The sequence below is a fragment of the Enterococcus massiliensis genome, assembly GCF_001050095.1.
GTDB lineage: Bacteria > Bacillota > Bacilli > Lactobacillales > Enterococcaceae > Enterococcus_C > Enterococcus_C songbeiensis.
The window spans coordinates 155,448-178,927 of record NZ_CVRN01000005.1; the positions used below are offsets into that span (position 1 = coordinate 155,448).

Annotated in this window: 22 protein-coding genes; 3 read left to right on the forward strand and 19 right to left on the reverse strand. The window is 39.6% G+C overall.

All coding sequences use genetic code 11. From position 1 onward, the window contains the following. Positions 1–84 precede the first annotated feature (84 nt). The 8 genes from BN1875_RS03825 to ilvB all read right to left on the reverse strand — a co-directional run bounded on the left by BN1875_RS03825 (position 85) and on the right by ilvB (position 10,654). Complete coding sequence (locus BN1875_RS03825; protein WP_048603543.1) at positions 85–1,056, reverse strand: TDT family transporter; 972 nt, start codon at positions 1,054–1,056, stop codon at positions 85–87. 123 nt (positions 1,057–1,179) lie between these two features. Continuing rightward, positions 1,180–1,956 carry a hypothetical protein gene (locus BN1875_RS03830; protein ID WP_048603544.1) on the reverse strand — a complete coding sequence of 259 codons (777 nt, stop codon included), beginning with the start codon at positions 1,954–1,956 and terminating at the stop codon, positions 1,180–1,182. A gap of 180 nt (positions 1,957–2,136) precedes the next feature. After that, positions 2,137–4,833, reverse strand: a complete 2,697-nt coding sequence (gene adhE, locus BN1875_RS03835; protein ID WP_048603545.1) for a bifunctional acetaldehyde-CoA/alcohol dehydrogenase — start codon at positions 4,831–4,833, stop codon at positions 2,137–2,139. A 231-nt stretch (positions 4,834–5,064) separates the two neighbouring features. Next, positions 5,065–6,078, reverse strand: a complete 1,014-nt coding sequence (locus BN1875_RS03840) for a branched-chain amino acid aminotransferase (RefSeq protein ID WP_048603546.1) — start codon at positions 6,076–6,078, stop codon at positions 5,065–5,067. Positions 6,079–6,170: 92 nt separating this feature from the next. Next, positions 6,171–7,430 carry a threonine ammonia-lyase IlvA gene (gene ilvA / locus BN1875_RS03845; protein WP_048603547.1) on the reverse strand — a complete coding sequence of 420 codons (1,260 nt, stop codon included), beginning with the start codon at positions 7,428–7,430 and terminating at the stop codon, positions 6,171–6,173. Between the two features lie 19 nt (positions 7,431–7,449). Next, a complete protein-coding gene (gene ilvC / locus BN1875_RS03850) occupies positions 7,450–8,442 on the reverse strand; it encodes a ketol-acid reductoisomerase (protein ID WP_048603548.1) in 993 nt (330 codons plus the stop codon). Positions 8,443–8,497: 55 nt separating this feature from the next. Continuing rightward, on the reverse strand, positions 8,498–8,977 hold the full coding sequence (ilvN, locus tag BN1875_RS03855) for an acetolactate synthase small subunit (protein WP_048603549.1): 480 nt from the start codon (positions 8,975–8,977) through the stop codon (positions 8,498–8,500). Beyond that, positions 8,978–10,654 carry a biosynthetic-type acetolactate synthase large subunit gene (gene ilvB, locus BN1875_RS03860; protein ID WP_048603550.1) on the reverse strand — a complete coding sequence of 559 codons (1,677 nt, stop codon included), beginning with the start codon at positions 10,652–10,654 and terminating at the stop codon, positions 8,978–8,980. A gap of 447 nt (positions 10,655–11,101) precedes the next feature. Here ilvB and BN1875_RS03865 point away from each other — a divergent pair, with 447 nt between their 5' ends. Beyond that, a complete protein-coding gene (locus BN1875_RS03865; protein ID WP_048603551.1) occupies positions 11,102–11,299 on the forward strand; it encodes a hypothetical protein in 198 nt (65 codons plus the stop codon). Positions 11,300–11,482: 183 nt separating this feature from the next. Here the strand turns inward: BN1875_RS03865 and BN1875_RS03870 are convergent, their stop codons facing one another. After that, the gene (locus BN1875_RS03870; protein WP_048603552.1) at positions 11,483–12,211 is read right to left on the reverse strand and encodes a hypothetical protein; all 729 of its coding nucleotides are present in this window, start codon (positions 12,209–12,211) and stop codon (positions 11,483–11,485) included. Positions 12,212–12,596: 385 nt separating this feature from the next. Between BN1875_RS03870 and BN1875_RS03875 the strand changes: the two genes are divergently transcribed. Continuing rightward, on the forward strand, positions 12,597–13,778 hold the full coding sequence (locus tag BN1875_RS03875) for a NupC/NupG family nucleoside CNT transporter (RefSeq protein WP_048603553.1): 1,182 nt from the start codon (positions 12,597–12,599) through the stop codon (positions 13,776–13,778). Between the two features lie 111 nt (positions 13,779–13,889). Here BN1875_RS03875 and BN1875_RS03880 read toward each other — a convergent pair whose 3' ends face one another. The 10 genes from BN1875_RS03880 to BN1875_RS03920 are packed head-to-tail and all read right to left on the reverse strand — an operon-like array spanning position 13,890 to position 21,657. Next, the gene (locus BN1875_RS03880; protein WP_048603554.1) at positions 13,890–15,284 is read right to left on the reverse strand and encodes an oxaloacetate decarboxylase subunit alpha; all 1,395 of its coding nucleotides are present in this window, start codon (positions 15,282–15,284) and stop codon (positions 13,890–13,892) included. Continuing rightward, the gene (gene citX / locus BN1875_RS03885; RefSeq protein ID WP_147570566.1) at positions 15,277–15,828 is read right to left on the reverse strand and encodes a citrate lyase holo-[acyl-carrier protein] synthase; all 552 of its coding nucleotides are present in this window, start codon (positions 15,826–15,828) and stop codon (positions 15,277–15,279) included. Before citX ends, BN1875_RS03880 begins: the two co-directional genes overlap by 8 nt. Then, positions 15,821–17,353, reverse strand: coding sequence for a citrate lyase subunit alpha (gene citF, locus BN1875_RS03890; protein WP_048603556.1), 1,533 nt, complete (start codon positions 17,351–17,353; stop codon positions 15,821–15,823). The genes citX and citF overlap by 8 nt, the downstream gene beginning before the upstream one ends. Positions 17,354–17,355: 2 nt before the next feature. Then, positions 17,356–18,243, reverse strand: coding sequence for a citrate (pro-3S)-lyase subunit beta (gene citE / locus BN1875_RS03895; protein WP_048603557.1), 888 nt, complete (start codon positions 18,241–18,243; stop codon positions 17,356–17,358). Then, positions 18,231–18,539, reverse strand: coding sequence for a citrate lyase acyl carrier protein (gene citD / locus BN1875_RS03900; RefSeq protein ID WP_048603558.1), 309 nt, complete (start codon positions 18,537–18,539; stop codon positions 18,231–18,233). Before citD ends, citE begins: the two co-directional genes overlap by 13 nt. Positions 18,540–18,551: 12 nt before the next feature. Further along, positions 18,552–19,547, reverse strand: a complete 996-nt coding sequence (gene citC, locus BN1875_RS03905; RefSeq protein ID WP_048603559.1) for a [citrate (pro-3S)-lyase] ligase — start codon at positions 19,545–19,547, stop codon at positions 18,552–18,554. 14 nt (positions 19,548–19,561) lie between these two features. Then, positions 19,562–19,699, reverse strand: a complete 138-nt coding sequence (locus tag BN1875_RS13515) for an OadG family protein (protein WP_082147238.1) — start codon at positions 19,697–19,699, stop codon at positions 19,562–19,564. Positions 19,700–19,743: 44 nt separating this feature from the next. Then, the gene (locus BN1875_RS03910) at positions 19,744–20,865 is read right to left on the reverse strand and encodes a sodium ion-translocating decarboxylase subunit beta (protein WP_048603560.1); all 1,122 of its coding nucleotides are present in this window, start codon (positions 20,863–20,865) and stop codon (positions 19,744–19,746) included. A gap of 42 nt (positions 20,866–20,907) precedes the next feature. Continuing rightward, positions 20,908–21,312 carry an acetyl-CoA carboxylase biotin carboxyl carrier protein subunit gene (locus BN1875_RS03915; RefSeq protein WP_048603561.1) on the reverse strand — a complete coding sequence of 135 codons (405 nt, stop codon included), beginning with the start codon at positions 21,310–21,312 and terminating at the stop codon, positions 20,908–20,910. Between the two features lie 15 nt (positions 21,313–21,327). Further along, on the reverse strand, positions 21,328–21,657 hold the full coding sequence (locus BN1875_RS03920; protein WP_048603562.1) for a hypothetical protein: 330 nt from the start codon (positions 21,655–21,657) through the stop codon (positions 21,328–21,330). 412 nt (positions 21,658–22,069) lie between these two features. Here BN1875_RS03920 and BN1875_RS03925 point away from each other — a divergent pair, with 412 nt between their 5' ends. Beyond that, a complete protein-coding gene (locus BN1875_RS03925; protein ID WP_048603563.1) occupies positions 22,070–23,416 on the forward strand; it encodes a CitMHS family transporter in 1,347 nt (448 codons plus the stop codon). Positions 23,417–23,480: the final 64 nt, after the last annotated feature.

Genomic DNA, 23,480 nt, shown 5'->3' on the forward strand with positions numbered 1-23,480 from the left:
ATTTGGAGCTGTTGAACTGTTATTGTTGCAGTTCTCAAATTCAGTACTGAAAATCTCGCTCTACCCTGTTTAATCCACGTTTTCTCAGTTTTCAGCAGGATCTGCCACCTCTTGTCCTGTTGGTTCCTTAGCGGTTGAAGAAAGAAAAATACCATAACGAGCCAATACATACAAAACAATCGCTACAGCAATTCCCATCTCAATAACAACCAAAATCGGTAAAAACCCGGTGTCTACTTGGTGAATAAATAAAAATTTCTGCACTTGAAAACATGCGGTTGCTGAAATTACCAATGGAAATGTAAATGCAGCATAACTCGGAAAGAACGGGATTTTTAACAGCCTTTTTCCTTGAAATAAAACCAAAAAGTACAATATTTGAGATAAAAAGAACAAGCTTAAAACCAAAAATTCTGACGGCTGTGTAACTATTTTTAGATATCCCGTCAAACACAAGGAGCCAGGAGCTGCAATAATTGTGGTTAAAGGCAAGGTCGCTTGAGGCATTTTTTTAAAGATAAACACCCGATACAAGATAAACGGTAATAAAGCCAAATACAGAACCAATCCCACCCAAAACATTACTTGTCCGACGATTGGATAAAACTTCCCTGCGGTCACAGAGATGACACCAATACCAACATAAACGATAAACCAGCTGGGAAATAAATTTTCCCATTGGAATTTTTTGGAGACTACAAAACGCCATGTAAAATAGAACATCAATCCCCAATGAAGACCTACCAACAATAACCACACGTAACGAATTTGCTGAGAGATTATCGGAAAATCGGTAAGATAGGTACAAATCACCATCAATGCCATCGTAAAGGTCGGTGCTACTGAAGCAATCACCGGCTGCTGCAATTCTTTTGCAATTTCTTTTGGATAAAAAATCAGTTTTCCAAAAATCAGCAGCATCAAAATACCGCCGATAATTCCCAATCCGGTGCCAAACACAACTAATCCAGCTTCCTTCAACAAATTTCCTAGTGAAACCAGAGCTAAAATCAATCCACACATTGGGATCGGTACAATTCTTATTAATTTTTTCATCAAATCCACCTTTGTGTTTAAATTCACATTTATTATAGGTGATTTAACCACTAATTGAAATATCCCTTTGCAAAGAAAAACCGATAGCTAGTATCAAAAAATAGAATGTATGCCGTTACATTTTTAGTCTTTTGTTTTTAGAATTTCTATCCAGATTTCGCTTAAAGAAACTTGAAAATACTGTTCAAAACTAAGCTCTGAACGATTGGGGAAATAGTGATTGTACTCTCGAAGAAATGCCTTCTCATCTCCTTGGAACAGCCCATCCGTTAAGTAATTTACAAGTAAGAAACTGCGAAAATAATCAAACATAATACTAGCAATACTACTAGAATACGTTTCTTCCCCAAATTCCAAAATGCTGTGTCCACCGTACTCCACATTAAGAGATTTTGCAATTGTTCTTTCTACTTTAATAATTTGACGAAACTTCTCTTTCGTTAAAAGAATCTTTCTTGGAATATAAAATGCCATTCCCTCCTCAAACCAAATATCTGAATCATAGTAATCCTCGAACTCTCCAGGAAATAAATCAATGTGATGTGTCAACTCATGGCAGAGAACATCAGCAAGCTGATTAAATAAATTCTCTTTGTAATAGTCATCTATCCACGGTAATGAATGATTGCCTAATTGTTCATGAAAAATTTCCCGCCACTTTTCTTCATCGGGACTAAAGAAAATCACATTATCTCTCGTAAAAGCTGGAATTGGATTCTTGCTAAAAATAGTAGTTGCATGATTCGGGGTAGTCCAAACAATTCCCCTCGGTGACTTACGCAATGCATAATCTTTTTCAAGTACCTGCTTATAGTTATGTACCACATTATTCAAGCTACTTATTGTCTCTTTATACTTATCGAACTCTTTCTTCTCAGAAAAAGCATAGATATTTTCCATCCATAATCCCTTCTTCCAGCAATTTTTTCAAAAAATAGTGTAATATTTCCTTCTCTTTACTAGTTGCTCCATAAATTATAACAGATTTAAACAGATAAAAAGAAAGAACCACTCGACAATCAAGTGGTCCATTTCTTTCTATTCAAACAGCAACAATTATTAAATCAACCGATTATCCCTCTAGAATTGATCCACCAATAATTGACGAATTTCACTTAGACTTGGTTGGCGTGGATTTGCTGAGGTACATTGATCGTTGTAAATTAGATCAACTAATTTATCGACTGACTGATCAAATTGTTCACGCGTAACACCGTTTGCTGAAAGTCGAGGATCAACTTCCAACTTCTTCGCTAATGCATCGATTTTATCACACAATGCTTCTACTAATTCTCCATCGTTATTTCCTTTAAGTCCTAAAGCCCGGGCAATATCTGCATAATCTTTTTGGCCGCGATACACTTCATAACGTGGATAAGGGGTACGTTTCACTTTACCGGTTGCGCCATTAAAACGAACAACATGTTTCATTGCGATCGTAATCGCTAAACCATGTGGCAAACCAAACTCGCCACCTGTTTTATGGGCGATGGAGTGATTGATTCCAAGAAATGCATTTGCAAAAGCCATTCCACCAAGAGTTGCAGCATAATGCATGTTAACGCGCGCTGTTTCCCCAGCCAAGGTTGGATTTTTAGGATCAAATTTATAGGATTCTTCTAAGTTTTCAAAAACCAACTTGATTGCTTGCATCGACCATGGACGGGTGAAATCAGAAGCCATGACAGAAACATAGGATTCTAACGCATGAGACAATGTATCCAAACCAGATAATGCCACCGTCCGTCTTGGAACAGTCAATACAAATTCTGGATCAACAATAGCAACTTGTGGTGTCAATTCATAATCTGTTAATGGGTATTTCACGTGAGTATTATCATCCGTAATAACTGAATAGGGCGTTACTTCTGAACCAGTTCCGGAAGTGGTTGGAATTGCCACCAATTTTGTTTCTGTTTGATGATGGAAACGCACAATTCGTTTTCTGATATCAATAAATTTTTGTTGCAATTGGAAGAACAAGTCGCTGACTTTTTCATAGCTGTCTAAGAAGCCAGCTTCTTGATCCAATGAATATTCATATATGAAACGAGCAATTTTCGCTGCATCTAGAGCAGAACCACCACCGATGGCAATAATCGTATCTGGTTTAAATTCGCTCATTTGTTTAGCAATTTCAATCGTTTGACCTAATGTTGGGTCTGGTTGTACCGTCCCATAAATTGCAGTCTTCACTTGATTGTCCCGTAAATCTAATTGCTGATAAACCGTATCAACAAATCCAAATTGGACCATTCCGGGATCGGCTACGATAAAGGCACGTTCAATATTTTCTACTTCATCTTGTAAGTAGGAGATCGCATTTTTTTCGTAATATATTTTTTCTGGTAAACGAACCCATTGTGGACGATTTCTTCTTTTAGCAACGGTTTTTACGTTCAATAGGTCGGAAGTCGATAAGTTATGTGACAATGAATTTTTCCCCCATGATCCTGTTCCTAAAGTTAAGCTTGCCCGCAAGCCATCTGTATAGATGTCACCAATTCCACCGATGGAATCTGGTTGGTTCACCAAAATTCGGGCTGCATTCGTTTTGTCTGCAAATTCTTTAACAAAAGGATCTGCTTGAGAACCGATTTGAATCGCAGCATTATGACCTGCACCTTGATAATCCAAAAGTTTAGCAACAATAGCCATCCCATCTTGACGATCTTTTGCTTTGTAAACAGATAGTAGAGGTGATAGTTTTTCGGAAGAAAGTTTTTCTCCAATGTTTTTTGGATCTAATTCAAACAACATCACATCTTTATCTTCTGGAAATTCGATTCCTGCATTATCTGCGATCCAACGAGCAGACATTCCGGCAACAGCACCGTTCACACCATGATTCGCATTAAAAACAAAATCTGCTAAAGCTTGATAATCTTTTTTCGGAACAAGGTAAGCACCTTTTTCCAACATTTTTTCCAGCCATTCATTATAAATCGGTGCTTCAACGACAACGGAATTTTCGGTTGCACAAATCATTCCATTATCAAAACGTTTAGATAGAAGCAAATCTTCCACTGCACGATCAAGATACGCCGTATGATCGACATAAACAGCACCATTTCCGGCACCAACACCCATTGAAGGATTTCCGGATTTCAAAGCGGCATTAACCATTCCAGGTCCGCCTGTTGCAAGGATTGAAGCAATGTTAGGGTTTTGGATCAATGCTGATGTATTATCCAATGAAGGGGTTTCAACCCATTGAATGATATTTTCCGGTGCACCGGCAGCCACAGCGGCTTTGTATAAAATTTCTGCCGCATGAACGGAACATTTTTGTGCTTGTGGATGAAAAGCAAAAACGATTGCATTCCGTGTTTTTAATGCCATCAATGATTTGAACATGGTAGTGGACGTTGGATTGGTTGTAGGAACAATCCCAGCTAAAACACCGAGAGGCGCTGCAATTTGTACTTGTCCAGCAATTTTATTTTCTCCAATCACACCAACTGTTTTTTCATGTTTGATTAAATTATAAATATTTTCGGTTGCAAAACGGTTTTTCGTATCTTTATCCTCTACAACGCCCCGTTTTGTTTCGTCTACTGCTTCATGAGCCAACATTAATGCAGCTTCCGAACCAGCAAGAGCAGCGGCTGCGACGATTTTGTCTACTTCAGCTTGAGAAAAGTGTGCATATACTGCTTCAGCTTCTAAGGCTTTATCCACTAATTTGCTCGTATATTCACGAGCGATATCCAAAGAAGTTTCCTTTTCATTTTTTTCAATATTTTCGTTCTTTTTCGGAACAGTTGCCTTTGCCATAATGAAATTCCTCCTGATAACTATCTTTCTGAAAACTTACAATCGATTGTCATTTCTTGCTTACACCCATATAATACACCTTGTTTTTTAATTTGCAAGATTTTTTGTGATATTTATCACAAGTTTTTTTAATTTCTTTTTTTCTCTTCTTTTTCCCAAAAAATTCTTTCATTATATGCAAAAAAATGATTCATTCGATCACTTCACGAGTCGATCAAATGAATCATTTTTCTAGACTTCTTGAATCCAACCTTCTGGTGCTTTGACATCACCAAACTGGATACCAACTAATTCGTCATATAATTTTCGTACGGTGGGCCCAACTTCTGTTTCACTGAAAAAAACATGAAATTCTTCTCCGTATTGAATTCCTCCAATTGGTGTGATAACAGCAGCAGTGCCACAGGCTCCCGCTTCTTTAAAACGTGCTAAATCATCAATGAAGACGTCTCCTTCAATCGTCGGCATTCCAAAACGTTCTTTTGCTAAATAAAGCAACGAATACTTGGTAATGGATGGTAAAATCGATTCTGATAGAGGTGTGACAAAGGTACCATCCTGAGTAATACCAAAAAAGTTAGCCGCTCCTACTTCTTCAATTTTGGTATGAGTCGCCGGATCGAGGTAAATGCAATCAGCAAAATTAGCTTTGACCGCTTCTAAATGCGGGTACAAACTACCTCCGTAATTTCCACCGACCTTGCTGGCGCCGGTTCCTACTGGAGCAGCACGGTCAAAATCTGTCACGATAAAATTGGCTGGCTTTAGCCCATCCTTGAAGTATGCCCCGACAGGTGAACAAAAGACCACAAAAAGATACTCCTCTGCCGGTTGTACGCCTAAACAATTTCCGACCCCTATCAGTAAAGGCCTAACGTAGAGTGTTGCCCCGTATCCATAAGGCGGAACAAATTCTTCATTTGCTCGTACCACTTGCTTCACGGCATCCAAAAACATTGCTTCGGGAACTTCTGGCATCAGTAATCGTTTTGCGCTACGATTCAAGCGTTGAGAATTTTGATCGGCACGAAACAACTGGATCGTCCCATCTTTTCGCCGATAAGTTTTCAGTCCTTCAAAGCATTGTTGCCCATAATGTAATGCCGTTGATGCTTCACCAATTGACAATTCATTCGACTCTTGCAACGTTCCTGCCTGCCATTGCCCATCTTTAAAATGTGCAATGAATCGGTAAGGCATATTATGGTATCGAAAGCCTAAATTTGCCCAATCCATTTTCTCCATAGGTCACGCTCCTCACAATGATAAATTTATTTCTCTATCTTACCTTATTTTTATTCAAAAAGCTTCATTTTATTATTTTATATTGATTTTTACTATACTAATAATGAATAAAGTGAAGGATTTTGACTCAATTCAATAAACTTAGGATCAAATTCTGCCATTCTTGTTAAAAGTGGTTCTAGACTTTTTGGATTCTTCAATAAGACACCTAAAACGACCGGACCGGTTCCCCGATTCACCTTTTTAGTATACTCGAATCGAGTAATGTCATCTCCCTCACCTAAAATATCCGTTACAAATTCCCTTAAAGCACCTGGACGTTGCGGAAAATTCACAACAAAATAATGTTTCAAGCCTTCAAAAACCAAGGAACGCTCCTCAATTTCTGCCATTCGATTAATATCATTATTCCCACCACTGATTACACAAACAACGGTTTTTCCTTTGATTTCATTTTTGAAATTTTCTAACGCTGCTACACTCAACGCCCCTGCTGGTTCAGCGACGATTGCCTGCTTTGAATATAATTCTAGAATAGTCGAACAGACTTGACCTTCTGGAACATGTACCAATTGATCCACTGTTTTTTTGCAGATACGATACGTTAATTGCCCCACTTCTCTGACAGCTGCACCATCCACAAATTTTTCCATTTGAGCAAGTGTAACTGGTCCGCCATGTTGAAAAGCCGCAGCCATTGAAGCTGCACCACTTGGCTCCACGCCGATTACTTGGGTAATTGGAGATACTGCCTTTGTATAAATGGAAACACCGCTCAACAAGCCGCCACCGCCGACTGCCGCCAAAAGAAAATCAACGGAAAGTTGTTTTTTCTTTGCTTCGTCAAAAATTTCTACAGCAGTTGTTCCTTGCCCCGCCATAATCGCATAATCGTCAAAAGGTGCGATGAAGGATTGCCCCTCTTCCGCAGCAAAACGTTTTGCTGCGGAAGCAGAAGCATCAAAGGTATCACCAATCAATTTGACTTCGACATTTTCTCCTCCAAAAAACTCCACTTGTGAAATTTTCTGATTTGGTGTCGTTGTCGGCATAAAAATCGTTGCTTTAACATTCATCTCTTTACAAGTAAATGCTACTCCCTGTGCATGATTGCCGGCACTAGCGCACACGATTCCCTTTTCCAAATCTTTTTTTGGCAGTTGATGGATTGCATAGTAGGCGCCCCGCAATTTAAAGGAACGAACTTTTTGCAAGTCTTCTCGCTTCAAGTAAACCTGACAGTCATACTTTTCTGAAAGGTAACGATCATATTGTAAAGGTGTTTTGTTAACAACAGGAGCCAATACCTGATATGCTGCCTCGACATCTTTATAAGTTAATTCTTCTTCCATTCGCTCCTCCAACTTTCCGCTAATCTTGATTGACAAATGGCATCATTTTACGCAATTCTGCTCCAACTTTCCCCATTGGATGGTTGGCATTTTCTTCACGAAGCTTATAAAATTCTTTGAAGCCGTTTTTGTTGTCTTCCACAAAGGATTTAGCAAATGAGCCGTTTTGGATATCAGTTAAAACTTCTTTCATATGTTTTTTTGTTTCTTCCGTGATTACTCGAGGACCGGAAACATAATCGCCGTATTCTGCCGTATTTGAGATGGAATAACGCATTTTTTCAAATCCACCTTCATAGATCAAATCCACGATCAGTTTCATTTCGTGACAAACTTCAAAATAAGCAAGTTCTGGTTGGTAGCCGGCTTCTGTTAATGTTTCGAAACCTGCTTCGATCATACTTGTTAATCCACCACAAAGCACGGCTTGTTCACCAAAAAGATCGGTTTCTGTTTCTTCCTTAAAGGTCGTTTCCAGCACACCCACCCGTGTAGCACCAATTCCTTTCGCATATGATAAAGCAACTTCACGGGCATTCCCTGTTGCGTCTTGATGAACACCAAACAACGAAGGAACGCCAAAACCTTCAGCAAATGTCCGGCGAACCAAATGTCCTGGCCCTTTAGGAGCAACAAGAAAGACATCAACATCTTTTGGCGGCTGGATTACGTCAAAATGGATATTGAATCCATGAGCAAAAGCCAGTGCATTTCCTGCTTCCAAATTTGGTGCGATTTCTTTTTCATAAAGTGTTCCTTGAACCTCGTCTGGTGCCAAAACCATCACGACATCCGCTTCTTTTACGGCTTCCGCTACGGATTTCACATCAAACCCATCATGTCGGGCAGCATTTGCTGATTTTCCTTCACGGATACCGACAACTACATTGTTGCCATTATCCCGTAAATTTTGTGCATGGGCATGTCCTTGAGAACCGTAACCAACGATTGCTACGGTTTTTCCTTCTAAATAATTTGTTGCTACTGATTCGTCATAATATACTTTTGCCATAATAAATTCCTCCAATTTTTTATCTATCTCAAAAGCAAATGCTTGTAAGAACTACTTAATTTCCTCTAGTAAAACTGGTAATTCCGGTTCGTGCTAACTGTTTCACACCATAAGAAGAAACAACATCGACAAAAGCATCGATTTTTTCGCTGGTTCCTGTTACTTGTATCACCACTGACTTCACACCCACATCGATGATATTGGCACGAAATGGATCAATGACGGATAAAAGTTCCGAGCGAATTGCTGTTGGTGCATTTACTTTAACTAATGCCAATTCTCTTTCTAAATAGGATTCATCCGTAATATCGGAAACTTTCACTACATCGATTTGTTTGTTCAACTGTTTCGTCACCTGCTCAACCTCTGCAAGAGAAGCAACATGAATCACGATTGTAATCCGTGAAAGGGTTGTTTTTTCGGTTGGTCCTACTGAGATACTATCGATATTTACTTGTCTTCGACTCAAAACACCAGTAAAACGATTCAGTACCCCAGAATTATTTTGAACGATAGCTGTAATTATACGTCGCATTTACTCCACCCCCAGCATTTGATCATTTGGTTTTCCAGCCGGAATCATCGGCAAAACTTCTTCAGTCCCCGGTATCACTACCTCAATCAAAACTGGTGCCGGTTTTTGAAAAAACGCTGCAAAATCCGTCAATTGCTCAGGATGTTCATATTTTTTTGCTTGAACTCCGTAGGCACTCGCTAATTTAATGAAATCAGGTTGGCTTTGAAATACGGATTCAGATTTTCGTCCGTTGAAAAAGCGTTCCTGCCACTGCCTCACCATTCCTAAAGAACCATTATTCAATAGGACGATCTTGATTGGTAATTGATAATCATTTAGAATTGCCAGCTCCTGACTCGTCATTTGAAAGCCGCCATCGCCGACAAACAACACAACTGTCTTATCTGGATGTGCCAATTGTGCCCCAATAGCAGCAGGAATGCCAAAACCCATTGTGCCTAAGCCACCGCTGGTAATCAGTTGATGACTATTTTTAAAAGGATAAAACTGTGCCGCCCACATTTGGTGTTGTCCTACATCTGTAACGACAATGGCTTCGCCTTTGGTCAGCTTGCCAATCTCTTCAATGATTGCTTGAGGTTTGATTTCCTCCGTATTCTCTTGATAATGAAACGGATGACGCTTTTTTCGAAGCGCGTTTAATTCTTGCCATTTAACACAAGAGACCGTGACTTCTTCTTTAAGCAAAGCCTGCAACGTGGCCTTCGCATCACCAACAATCGGTACTTGTGTCTCAATTACTTTCCCGATTTCTGCTGGGTCCACATCTACATGAGCCACGATAGCATTTGGAGCAAAGGATTGCGGCGCACTTGCCAGCCGATCATCAAAACGCGCCCCGATGTTAATCAAAAGATCACAATCCGTCAACGCCATATTGGCAGCAAAGGAACCGTGCATTCCCCCCATTCCTAAAAATAATTCATGATCCGTTGGTAAAGCACCTAGTCCCAATAAAGTGGATAATGTAGGAATGTGATATTTTTCAATAAATTGTCGAAATTCTTCGGTGGCATTCGCATAAATGATTCCTCCACCGGCTAATACTGCGGGTTTCTTTGCCTGTTGAATTGCTTCCACCAAACGGGCAATCTGTAGTTTATTGGGTTGGTACGTTGGCTGATAACTCGGTAATTTGACAGGCTCTCGGGAGGTTTTTTGAACACGACTGACGGAAAGATCTTTTGGTAAATCAATCACTACCGGACCTTTTCTACCAGTTGTTGCAATATGAAATGCTTCATCGATAATTTTGGGTAAATCTTCTGGATAACGAACTTGATAATTGTTTTTGGTAATCGGCATTGTAATTCCCACAATGTCCGCTTCTTGAAAGGCATCTTTTCCGATTCCCGGTGTCGCAACTTGTCCGGTAAATACAATCAACGGAACCGAATCACTCATTGCGTCTGCGATTCCAGTCACCGCATTTGTTGCTCCCGGCCCACTGGTTACGATAACTACTCCCGGCTTTCCGGTGGCTTTTGCATACCCTTCTGCTGCGTGAACCGCACCTTGTTCGTGTCGTGTCAAAATATGACGAAGACTATCGTCATATAGAGCATCGTACAGAGGAAGTACAGCTCCTCCCGGATAACCAAACACGGTGTCAACACCGTGTTCTTTTAGCATTTCTAATAAAATTTCAGCACCTGTATAGTCATTTTTCTCCATTGGCTGTCCTCCTTTTTCCTTCGACTGTTTCTCATTGTTTCTGTCTATATTATGATAAAAAAAGACATCCCATTAAAATTTAATGGGATGTCTCAAATCCCATTTGATTAAGACAAACAGGACTCAAACATTAGCGATTTTTCGCAACGTTCTAAGTCCTAAAGCGTAAAATAATGACGATGTTTTTAAAATTCTTAGTCATAATGGGTAACTCCCTTTAAATAATAAATTAGAATATCATGTGGAAAAATTTGTTGAACTAAATATATACCTTGTTTTTTTAATTGTCAACACATTTTCTGATAAATATTCTGAAAATTCCAAATTTGTTTTAGGTAATAAAATGAGTTGTTATTTTTTCAAAAGAAGATTTCCGTGCCTAACAGTAGGTGTAAATAAGAATAACAAAAGATCACCTGCAAGTAAGCGAGGAGAATCACGCTGCGTTTGGAAGAAAAAGATTTAATTTTACGTCAAATCAAGCAAACTGCCCGCAGACTAGGTGTGTTGTTAAGCAAAAAATCGCTGCTGGAATTTTTGACTATCGACCAAAAGGAAGAAACGATGCTGAAAGAAAGCGAAATCGATGGAATAATTCTTCTCATTGACGTGGAGAGTAAAGCGCAATCCCTCCGCCCAACATAAATACAGTTTCCAGAAAAAAGCGGTCTTTCTGCAGATCGTTGGCAATAATTACCGAAGGAACAGTCAATTCCAACAAAAGAAGACCAACAGAAATTGAAAGATTTTTTATCAGAATAAAGAAAAACACGGCAGACCATCCTTTTGAATGATTTCCCGTGTTTTGTTATTTTATTTATTCCCTTTTTACTCTTCAGAATGCTTTTCAACAATGCTATCTGAATAGTTTTTCGTGTCTGCTACATCTTTTTGTGCTTTTGTCAGTTGTTGAACGACTGATTTTAGATCATCATTTTCTTTAGTTACTGCATTTAATTCTTGATTTGCTTCAGTTAATTGATTTTGTAAATCCGTTTTTTCATTTTGAAGACTGCCTAATTGCTGATTTAATTCAGCGATTTTGTTGTTTGCACTATCAAGTTCCTGCTGTTTTGCGGCAACCTCTTTTTGCTTTTCTTCCACTTTCAGATTTCCTTCGGCGATTTTTTGTTGAATTTCATCGTCTTTTCTTTGTAACTCCGCCATTTTACTTTGAAGCTCTTGATTCTTTTGATCCTGTAATCCTGCTAATTGTTTTTGCAAAGCTTCCATTTGTGCTTGATAATTATTTCTAGTCTCTTCCTTTTGACGAAGGGACGCCTGTGTTTTAATCAGCTCTTCCTTAGAAGCCGTCAATTCATTGGTCACAGTTACGAAATTATTTTTTTGTGTCTCACTTTCTTTCGTCAAAGTTGAAATAGATTGTTCTTTTTTTGAAAGTAAGCCATCCAGTGTCGCAAGATTATTTTGAATTTCTGTCAAATTCGACTCTCCGCCCCACAAAACCAAATTATCACCAAATGCTTTTCCTGAAACAAAAACAGTTGCCAAAACGACTACAGCGGCCAATACTCGAATAATTGTTTTCTTTTTCAAAATAGTTTTCTCCTCATTCATTCTAGTGAAATTGTCATCCACATTCATTACGTCCTACAGAGTCCAATAATAAAGTTAATTTTCTCGTAAACTGTTTTACTAACTTTAAGTAACTGCTATAAGTTTAGCCAGAAACCGATTTATTGTCAATTTTATTTTCTTTTTCCTGAAAATTTGCAGAAACATTTAATGATTTCTTAAAATCTATTTTTTCACTATCCAATTTTTGCTGTTAAAATTTACTTTCATCCGTTTCTAATTTAAACCGTTTACGTTATTTTTTGAGAACGTTTTATCTAAGAATGTGCTAAAAAAGTACGATTTAAAATAGTCTTTACCTGCAAAACCGGGTAAAATAAGTGGAATTTTACTAAGGAGTGATTTGTTGAATTATATTTTTGGTTTCATTGGTTTGGTTGTTGTGTTAGGAATTGCTTATCTCATAAGCACAAATAAACAGAAGATTCAGATGCGTCCGTTAGGGTTGATGGTTCTATTGCAATTTATTTTGGGATTTCTTCTGTTGCGAACGACTTTCGGTACCACCTTGGTCGCAAGTCTTGCCAAATTATTCAATCAGCTTTTAGCTTTTGCTGGAGCTGGTGTTACCTTTGTTTTTGGCGGAATCGCAAATAAAGGCAGTTTTCCTTTTTTCCTCAATGTTTTGATGCCTATCATTTTTATTTCTGCGATTATCGGTATTCTTCGCTATATAAAAATTCTTCCATGGGTTATGCGCATCATTGGATTGGCGCTTAGCAAGGTTAATGGCATGGGAAAATTGGAATCCTATAATGGCATTGCCTCCGCAATTCTTGGACAATCAGAAGTTTTTATTTCTGTAAAAAAAGAACTGCCCCTCTTAACAGAAAAAAGATTAGTTACGATGGCAACTTCCGCCATGTCCACTGTTTCCATGTCGATTGTTGGTTCTTATATGGCATTGATTGATTCGAAATATGTCATTACTGCTTTGGTATTAAACTTATTCGGTGGATTCATTATTGCTTCTATTGTCAATCCGTATCAATTGAAAGAAACGGAAGATGAGTTGATTATTGAAGAAGATAAAACCCAAACTTTTTTCCAAATGCTTGGTGAATATATCTTAGATGGGTTCCATGTTGCCGTAACAGTTGCTGCAATGTTGATTGGTTTCGTTGCGCTAATCGCCATGATCAATGCAATTTTTTCAGGAATTTTTGGTATCTCTTTCCAAGAAATCTTGGGGTATGTTTTTGCTCCTCTAGCATTTCTGACGGGGATTCCTTGGCAGGAAGCTGTTGACGCTGGAAGTATTATGGCAACAAAGTTAGTTACAAATGAATTTGTAGCTATGACTGAATTAGCCAGGGGAACTTACACCTTTAGCCCACGTACAACAGCAATCATCTCTGTTTTTCTCGTTTCCTTTGCTAATTTTTCTTCTATTGGTATCATTTCCGGTGCAATGAAAGGATTAAATGAAGAGAAAGGCAATCTGATTGCCAAACACGGGTTAAAAATTTTGTTAAGTGCAACATTAGTCAGCTTCTTGAGTGCTATTATTACGGGATTGCTGGTATAGAGAATCCTTCGTAACTTTTTCATCTTTGAAAACTCAATAGCTTGAACCACGCAATACACCCCTGAAACTAGGTAGAAATCTAATTTCAGGGGTCTTTTTCATTTTATTAAATTAATTCATATCAATCCGCACATCGACTGTTTGGAGGGGAATATCGTAAAAGCGATCTTCTCTTCTTCCGAGAAAATCTTTTGCCTGTTTTGGAAAGACTGCATACATCAAAACATCTTCTTCCGAACGAGCATATTCTTTGATTTCCTCTGCAAAACCTGGTAATTGTGGTGCAATCAAGTCGGCTGGTCGGACGGTAACTACTTCGTCATTGCCAATAATTTTTTCTTGAATTTCCTTGGCAATCGGTGCTGGAGGACGTCCATATAACCCTCGCACATAGTCTTTGATTTCATTGGGTACCAATTTGTATCGTTCTCCAGAAAGCACATTCATCAATGACTGCGTCCCAACCATTTGTGACAGCGGCGTTACCAGTGGTGGATACCCAAGATCTGCTCGGACTTTAGGGACTTCTGCTAAAACTTCGTCATATTTGTCTTGCAAGCCTTGTTCCGTCAATTGACTAAGAAGATTTGACAACATTCCTCCCGGAACTTGATAAATCAAAGTTTTAGGCTCCACATCTTTCACTTTTGGATTCAACAAACCTTCGTTACGGAAACGATCACGAATTGGATTGAAGTGTTCCGCAATTTCGGTTAATTTATCCATCTTCAAACCGGTGTCAAATCCCATATCTTCCAATGCAATCGCCACAGATTCCGTTGCTGGCTGACTGGTTCCGCCAGCAAAAGAAGAAATAGCGGTATCGATAATATCTGCGCCGGCTTCGGCAACTTTAAGATAGGTCATTTCCGAAATACCGCTGGTCGCATGGGTATGCACTTCTAATGGAAGGTCCACAGCATCCTTGATTCGACTAACCAGCTCATAGCCTGTTTGAGGAGTCAAAACGCCTGCCATGTCTTTGATACAAATAGAATCTGCACCAGTATTAGCCATTTCTTTGGCCAACTGAACAAAATAATCAACTGTGTGGATCGAACTTGTCGTGTAAGAGATGGCTGTTTGACAATGACCGCCAGCTTCTTTAGCGGTCACGATAGAGGTTTTTAAATTGCGAGTATCATTCAATGCGTCAAACACCCGAATCACATCGATTCCGTTTTGGATCGATTTTTCTACGAAGGCCCGCACAACATCATCTGCATAATTTTTATAGCCTAACAGGTTTTGCCCCCGTAACAGCATTTGTAACTTTGTATTTTTCACCTGTGAGCGAATTTGACGCAATCGCTCCCACGGATCTTCATCTAAAAAACGAATACAGGAATCAAATGTTGCTCCGCCCCACATTTCTAAGGAATAAAAGCCTGCTTCATCCATCGTTTTAAGAATCGGCAGCATATCAGAAGTCGGCATCCGTGTAGCAATCAAACTCTGTTGCCCATCCCGCAAAACCGTCTCCATGAAATGAATTTTTTTAGTCATTAGGAGTCTCCTTTCCATCTTCAATCATTTTTTCTATTGCTTGACGCATCTCTTCTATAGAGTGTTTTCTTGCTCGGCCACAGATTTTAGCATCCTGCTGACAAACGTAACAACGGCGACTAGGTAGGCCAAGCTCTTGACGGCTAATACTTTTCTTCGTATCATCTTCCAACCAGAGAATATCCAGATCTAATAAACGCCCGTATGGATGATTTTCTTCGATATCAACCATTCGTTTTTTTACTTCTTTTGGATTAAGCCCGACTAGCAGATAATATTCAGGTCCTGTTTTCTCTTCTCGATATAGGTTAACCAATGGCGTCGTATCCTGTAGACGCGCTTCAATCTGTTCCATAGCTTGATTAAACAACGCAACCAGCAACGGTGAACTTTTCACTGGACCAGGAATATTTAGCGTGGCAGATACTAATGCTGCGCCATCAGTTGCTTGAAGTATTTCTTGTTGAATTGCTGCTCGTCTTTCTCGTGTCGCCAACATTTCCACCAAGGTTACTTGAGGACCTTCAAATACTTTACTAGACATTCTTGACCACATCGATCAATGAACCGTCGCGATATTCAATCAAAGCCACCACTTTATCACCATATTGAATAGGTTCAGGGGTGCCAACGATGCTGTATGCCTTTTCTTTCAGTTCTTCGATTGTTAATTGTGGTACATCTAATTTTTTGAACTGTTCCATCAAATCAGGACGATTAGGATTGATGGCAATCCCGACTTCTGTTACAACCACATCCACACTTGTTCCTGGTGTAACTACTGTATTTACTTTATCCACGATTGTCGGAATCCGACCACGAATAATAGGTGCGATTACCATACTCATTTTGCAAGCCATACTGGTATCTGAGTGTCCGCCTGAGGCTCCGCGAATTACACCATCAGAGCCAGTAATAACATTGACATTAAAATCTGTGTCAATTTCTAACGCTGATAAAATTGCTGTATCAAGCTGATTGATAACCGCTCCTTTACTTAAAGGAGAAGCATACATATTTGCATCAATTTCGTAATGATTAGTATTTGCACCCAAAGAAACAGCAGATGGATGATCGAAATCCTGAACGTCAATAATTTTTTCAACAAGTCCTTCTTCTAGTAATTCCACCATCGCATTCGTGATTCCGCCAAGAGCAAAACTGGCTTTAATTCCGTCTTTGATCATTGCTTCTCGTAAGAAACGAGATACCGCAAGTGCCGCACCGCCTGTTCCTGTTTGGAAAGAAAAACCTTCTTTATAGTATGGAGAATTCGTGATTACTTTTGCTGCATATTCTGCAATCAATAATTCTTTAGGATTTTTGGTAAATCGGGTTGCTCCTTTGGCAATTCCTTGAGGATCACCGATTGCATCAACCTCTACCACATAATCCACATCTGTTTGAGGAATACTGATTGGTGTATTAGGAAATGGAACTAGGGTATCGGTAATAATGACAACTTGATCGGCATATTTTGCATCAATCATGGCATAACCTAATGAACCACACGTCGCTTTTCCCACGGTTCCATTGGCATTTCCATATTCATCAGAGCTTGGTGCACCCAAGAAAGCTACATCAATATGAATATCTCCGGCGGCAATTGCTCGTGCTCGGCCTCCATGAGAACGGATAACGACAGGATTTTCCATGATGCCAGCTGAAATTGCCGCACCGACTTTATCCCGTAGACCACTAGAGGTGATATTGGTCACGACACCATTCTTAATATGTTCAATCAAAGGTTCATGAACATTAGCAATCGAACTTGGAGCGATTGAAATATTTTTAATACCCATTTTAGCAATTTCCGCCAAAACCAGATTCATGACAAAATCGCCTTCCCGGAAATGATGATGAAAAGAAATCGTCATTCCGTCCTTCAAACCAGTTTTTTCAATTGCTTCACGAATGCTTTTCAATAATTTTGTGTCTCGTGGTTTCACTGGTTTGATTTTTCGGCTTGCTTCTTGATACTCTGCGATATGTGCTAGTTCTCCTTCATATACGCCATATTTTTCTGCATATGGTTGAGGGATATCTTTTCCTACTTTATTCATAACCATGTCTAAATATCCTCCTCAGTAATCAATTTGGCAGCTTTTGCCAAGGCAATCACACGCTCTGCCCGTTCAACGATTGGTTTATCGATCATCTTACCATTTAACGCAATGACTCCTGATCCTTTTGCTTCTGCTTCACGAATAGCCCAGATCACTTCTTTTGCGTTTTGGATTTCTTTTTCATTTGGTGCGTAAATTGCGTTGACTAAAGGAATTTGCCGAGGATTGATGACTGATTTCCCGTCAAAACCTAATTGTTTGATTCGGCGAACTTCATCTTGGAAGCCTTCTGTATTATTAACATCTGAATAAACGGTGTCGATTGCGGCAATCCCCGCGGCACGAGCAGCATGTAAAATCATACTACGAGCGAAGAACAATTCTTGTCCGTCAGGGAAACGACGGGTTTTCATGTTGGTAACATAATCTTCTGCTCCCAAAGCGATTCCGATCAAACGATTTGATGCTTTAGCAATATCCCGAGCGTTCAGAACGCCTTCTGCTGATTCGATTGCTGCCATCATTTTGGTTGTACCAATCGGGATACCATTGTTTTTTTCGACATCAGTAATAACTTGATCGACATCCACGATATCTTGGGCAGTTTCTGTTTTAGGTAAACGGATTACATCAACACCCGCTAGAACCATTGCTTCGACATCTTGCGCCCCAGTCGTATCCAAACCATTGATCCGTACGACAGTTTCAACGCTACTGTAATCAAATGTGCGTAAAGCAAAGTGAACCAGTGTACGAGCAGAATCTTTTTCTTTTAAAGAAACGGCATCTTCTAAATCAAACATGATGGAATCAGCGCCATATAAGGGTGCATCACGAAGCATTGCGGCGTTTGCGCCGGGCACAAACATCATTGTTCTTCTTAAACGTTCCATGAGTCTATCTCCTTCCAGTCATAGGATTCGATACCTGCTGCACGATGGGCGACCGTAATCGTCCGGGCTTGAATTGTACAATCCAACGCACCTTTATCAACAGCAGTGATTTTTGCAGAAGTAATCCCTAACTTTTGAAGGGTTTCTTCAATGACTTTACGAATTTGATTTCCGAATTGCTTTTCCACACTGCTTTCTAAATGAATCGAGATTTCTTCGGTTTCATTTGGGTCAACAGTAATCATGATATCACTGGATTCTACTGTTCCAGCAACTGCATTTTTAACTATTTCCACTGTGTTTCACCTCTATATTTTTTTATGCTCTTTTAGATAATCGTAAGTCGTTTTCGGCAAAAAATCTAAAAGAAGCTGTTCCTCATGGTTTTTGATTGCCTCTCGTACCTTGGTGGCGCTGATGACCGTTCCTTTTATTTCTTTTCGCGGCAAAACGATAAGTTCTAATTTCTCCGCAAAAATTTCCCGCATACTTTGGTTATAAATTTCTGTTACCTCCGAAAAAGGTTCCTCTCCAACAAAACGTTTAGAGATTGACAACACTGGCGCAATTCGCTCTTTAAATAGGCGGGAATCTACCTCTGCTTGGATTTTTGCCACAGTCATCTCTGCTTGATCCTTTAAGAAATAGGAAGGAAAAGTCGCAGAAGAGACCAGATAATCCTTCGTGGGAACCACTGTAACATTAGGTAAATGAGCGACTCCCAGTTTAACCATATCGAGTCGTTCTTCAGTAGTAAATTCTGAACGGTCTTCAGAAACCACAAATACATATACCTGATTGCTGTTTTTGGCAGCATATTCCACCAGATATTGGTGACCTTTGGTAAAGGGATTGGCGTTCATTACAATACTGCTTGCCAGACCTTCTTTTTTAAGATGACGCAATAAATTTAGATAATCGTTAAAATTGGGCGAACCCTGTTCCATAAAAAGAATCTTGCTACTGGCAATGATTGACTGAAAGCCTAACGAATGAAAAATTTCTTCATTGTTGGGCTTTGTATAAACTAATACATGGGTGAAAGATTCCTCACGCATTTTTGCCATCAAATGCATAATAAGTTGAGTCAATAAATTCTCAGATTGAAAATCTTTACAGACGACAACACATTTGATGATATTACGGTCAAAAGATCCCGTCGCGGCAAGCTGATTTCCGGAAAAAATTCCAACTGTATACTCGACTTTCTCATTTGGATCAAGATGAGCCTTCACCATCAATTCTGTCCACAGCTTCAATGCCTGAGGATCACGATCCAGCCAAAGTCTCTTTAAGGTAAACATGTCCGTCTCCTTTTCTATTTCTTACTTGCCGGGAAAAATTTTAATAGGCCTTGAGAAACCAGATATAAGATAAATAATACTAAAAAGACGCCGCCCATTCCAAAGACCATCAATTCTAACGCTGTCCATATATCTGCTACATTTACGTTCATTTTACTTTCCTCCTTGCTTTATCCTGTTCACTAAACCAACAGGGTTAACTAAAGAATGCTAATAGTAATCCGCCGGCAATAACCGAAGCAATTTGTCCGGAAACGTTCGCACCCACAGCATACATCAAGACAAAGTTTTGAGGATCTTCGTCTGTTGCCATTTTTTGAATAACCCGACTTGACATTGGGAAGGCAGAAATACCCGCCGCACCGATCATTGGGTTGATTTTTTCTTTGCGGAACAGATTCAATAATTTCGCAAACAACACCCCACCGATTGAGTCCATGATAAAGGCAACTAAACCAAAGGCAATGATCATCAATGTTTGAACATTCAAGAATTGATCAGCTTGCATTTTGAAAGAAATCGTCAGACCCAACAAAATACTGATAATATTAACCAATTCGTTTTGAGCTGTGAGTGATAAACGATCCAGCACGCCGCATTCCCGCAATAAATTACCAAACATCAGGAATCCAACTAACGGCAAGGAAATTGGTGCGATAAATCCAGCAACCACCGTGATGATGATTGGGAAAAGAATTTTGGTCATTTTAGATACGTTTTCCGCTTTATAGTGCATGCGAATTTGACGTTCTTTTTTCGTTGTGACTGCTTTAATCGCAATAGGTTGAATAATTGGAACCAGTGCCATATAAGAATACGCTGCTACTGTGATTGGTCCTAAAAGATTTTCTGCCAAAGTGTTGGCTACAAAAATCGCTGTCGGTCCATCGGCTGCACCGATAATCCCAATTGAAGCTGCTTCTCGGATATCAAAGCCAAACAATACCGCTACGATGATGGTGAAGAAAATCCCAAACTGGGCAGCCGCACCAAACAGCAACATAAACGGATTTTGCAGCAATGGGCCAAAATCGATCATGGCGCCAATGCCGATAAAAATTAATAATGGAAAAAGTTCAGTGCCGATTCCGGCTTTGAATAAAATATCGAAGACGCCTTCTTGTTGGACGCCTCCCACGGTTTGTGTCAAAACTCCTGATCCGGGAAAATTGACCAACATGGTTCCTAAGCCCATTGGCACAAGTAATGTTGGTTCGTATTCTTTTTTGATTCCTAGATACATCAGTAATGCTCCGATAAGCATCATGATAATTTGTCCGCCGGTAATCGACGTGATTCCTTGAATAAGTGTTTCCACGATTTCACTTCCTTCTTAATTGTTCCTTCTACGATCTGTTGTCTATTGAATAGTGATCAATGGATCTCCTGCGTTGACTACTTGTCCTTGCGTCACATGAATTCCAGCGACTGTGCCGGCTTTTCCAGCAACGACTTCATTTTCCATTTTCATAGCTTCTAAAATCATTAGGGGTTGGTTTTCTTTGACTTGATCCCCTACATTTACCAATAAGCGTAATATCGTACCTGGCATCGGTGCGGCCATCGCATCTTCTCCGGCACCCGTTACGGGAATACTAGCAGCCGGTACTTCTTCTTCGTGAGCGACTGGTGAAGGGGTTGCTTGTGCAGCTGGAACAGCTGGTGTTTCTGTTGAAGGTACAATCGGCTGCGGCACCCCTCCGATTTCTTCCATTTCCACTAAATATTCTTTTCCATCAATTGAAATTTTAAATTTGCGTAACATAATAATCCTCCCATCTTATTGTTTTTTTCTTGAAATACTTGTTACCACTAATTGACTCTCTTCTTTTATTTCCGCCGCCAAGCTAGCAGCAATGATCGAGACTGTCCGGGCTTCAGGATTGCGCTGCATGATTCGTTTGACAGCAAATTGACTTTCCGGATGATCTCCTGCGGCAATCGCTGTTGCAATCACACTGACAAGTTGATAGTCGGCGGCATCTGCTTCAATAAAGGCAGGCACCGGTTCCCACTGCTCATCATCTGCTGTTCTTTCCTCTAAAACACTTTCAATTGGCGCATTTTCTGGCTCTTGTGATTTTTCAAACAGCCTTTTAAACAACCTCATATCCCCACTCCTTTCCTCTTAGTTCTTGTCGTCTCTATTATATAGTTTATAGACCAATCTTCTAGAAGATTCCGCTGTCAAAATTGTTCTTTTGTTGTTTCAATTAACTGAAAACGCTTATTAAATACATATAAATCCCGCTATATCAGCGTTTTTATTATCGTTAAGAAAATATTAATATATTTTTAAGCTATTGATAAGATTAGATAGACCAAATTGTTTTTTTTCTGTTCTTTTCTTCTTTCTGCTCTTTTAAGTTTGTTCCTTTTTGATTATTCTATGGTCGTCAAGCGAAATGCTGTTAATAAAAAAACACTTTGTGAAATTATTGTTAATGTTCTTTCGTTTTTTTATTGATATCCAGTGACAACGCTTTCATTTCGCTAGCTCAAAAAAGGAAGGAAGAAGAAAAATGCTATTGACTATACTCTCTTACGCCATGATTATCATCTTTATGTATGTAATCATGAAGAAAAAGATGTCGCCATTTACCTCCTTGGTAATTATTCCACTGCTATTCACATTGGTAGCAATGATTGCTGGCGTCTCGAAAAAAGGAAATATCGGTGATTTTGTTTTAGAAGGAATCAAAACCACATCGAACACCGGAATTATGTTGCTGTTTGCCATTCTCTATTTCTCAATTATGTTGGATGCCGGACTTTTTGATCCTATCACCAAGCGAATGATTCTTTTTGCAAAAGGTGATCCAATGAAAGTACTGATGGCAACTGCAGTTGTTGCTGCTGCCGTATCACTGAACGGTGACGGAACAACGACCACCTTGATTTGTTGCTCGGCTTTTATTCCTATCTATAAAAAATTAGATATGAAAATGATGAATCTGGGTGTTTTGATTATTTTACAAAACACGATTATGAATTTGTTGCCTTGGGGCGGCCCAACGGCTCGTGCGATGGCAGTTTTAAAAGTTGATGCCGACATTCTGACTTATCTGGCACCTGGAATGATTCTCTCAATTCTTTACGTAATTTTCTTCGTTGCTCGTCGAATGGGTAAACAAGAACGTGCCCGTCTTGGTGTTACTGAATTAACCGCAGAAGAAATTGAAGAAATGACTACAGTTACTGATCCTGATACTTTGCAAATCCGTCGACCAAAAAACTTCATCTTCAACGGTCTTTTGACTATTTTGCTAATTGCTTGGTTGGTGGCAGGTTCCTTTATTCCTGCTCTTGAAATGCCTCCTTTGCTTTTATTCTTGGTTGGAACGTGTATCGCTTTGATGGTCAACTATCCTGTCTTGAAAGATCAATCGGCACGAATTGGCGCAAACGGCGGCGATGCTGTGCAAGTAGTTATCTTAGTTTTTGCTGCCGGCGTGTTCATGGGTCTTTTCCAAGGCTCCGGAATGGCAGAAGCATTGGCAAACAGCTTTACTCAAATCATTCCTAAACAATTGGCTGGTTTCTGGGGAATCGTTATTGCCCTTATCTCCGCACCCGGTACCTTCTTTATTTCTAATGATGGGTTTTACTTTGGTGTCTTACCTGTTTTGGCAGAAGCTGGACAAGCTTACGGCTTTACCAATATGCAAATGGCCCTTGCTTCATTAATGGGTCAAGCGTTCCACTTGTTAAGCCCACTAGTTGCCTTCATCTATCTGCTCTTACGTTTGACCGGCTTAGACATGGGTGCTTGGCAAAAAGAATCCGCAAAATACGCTCTGGGAATCTTCGCTATTTTCATCGTAACGATCGTTCTCTTGGGACATATGCCACTATATATTCCTCAATAGATCGATGGACACTTTTAACCGAGGCGTACAATACGCCTCGGTTTTAGTTTACCAAATAATCACA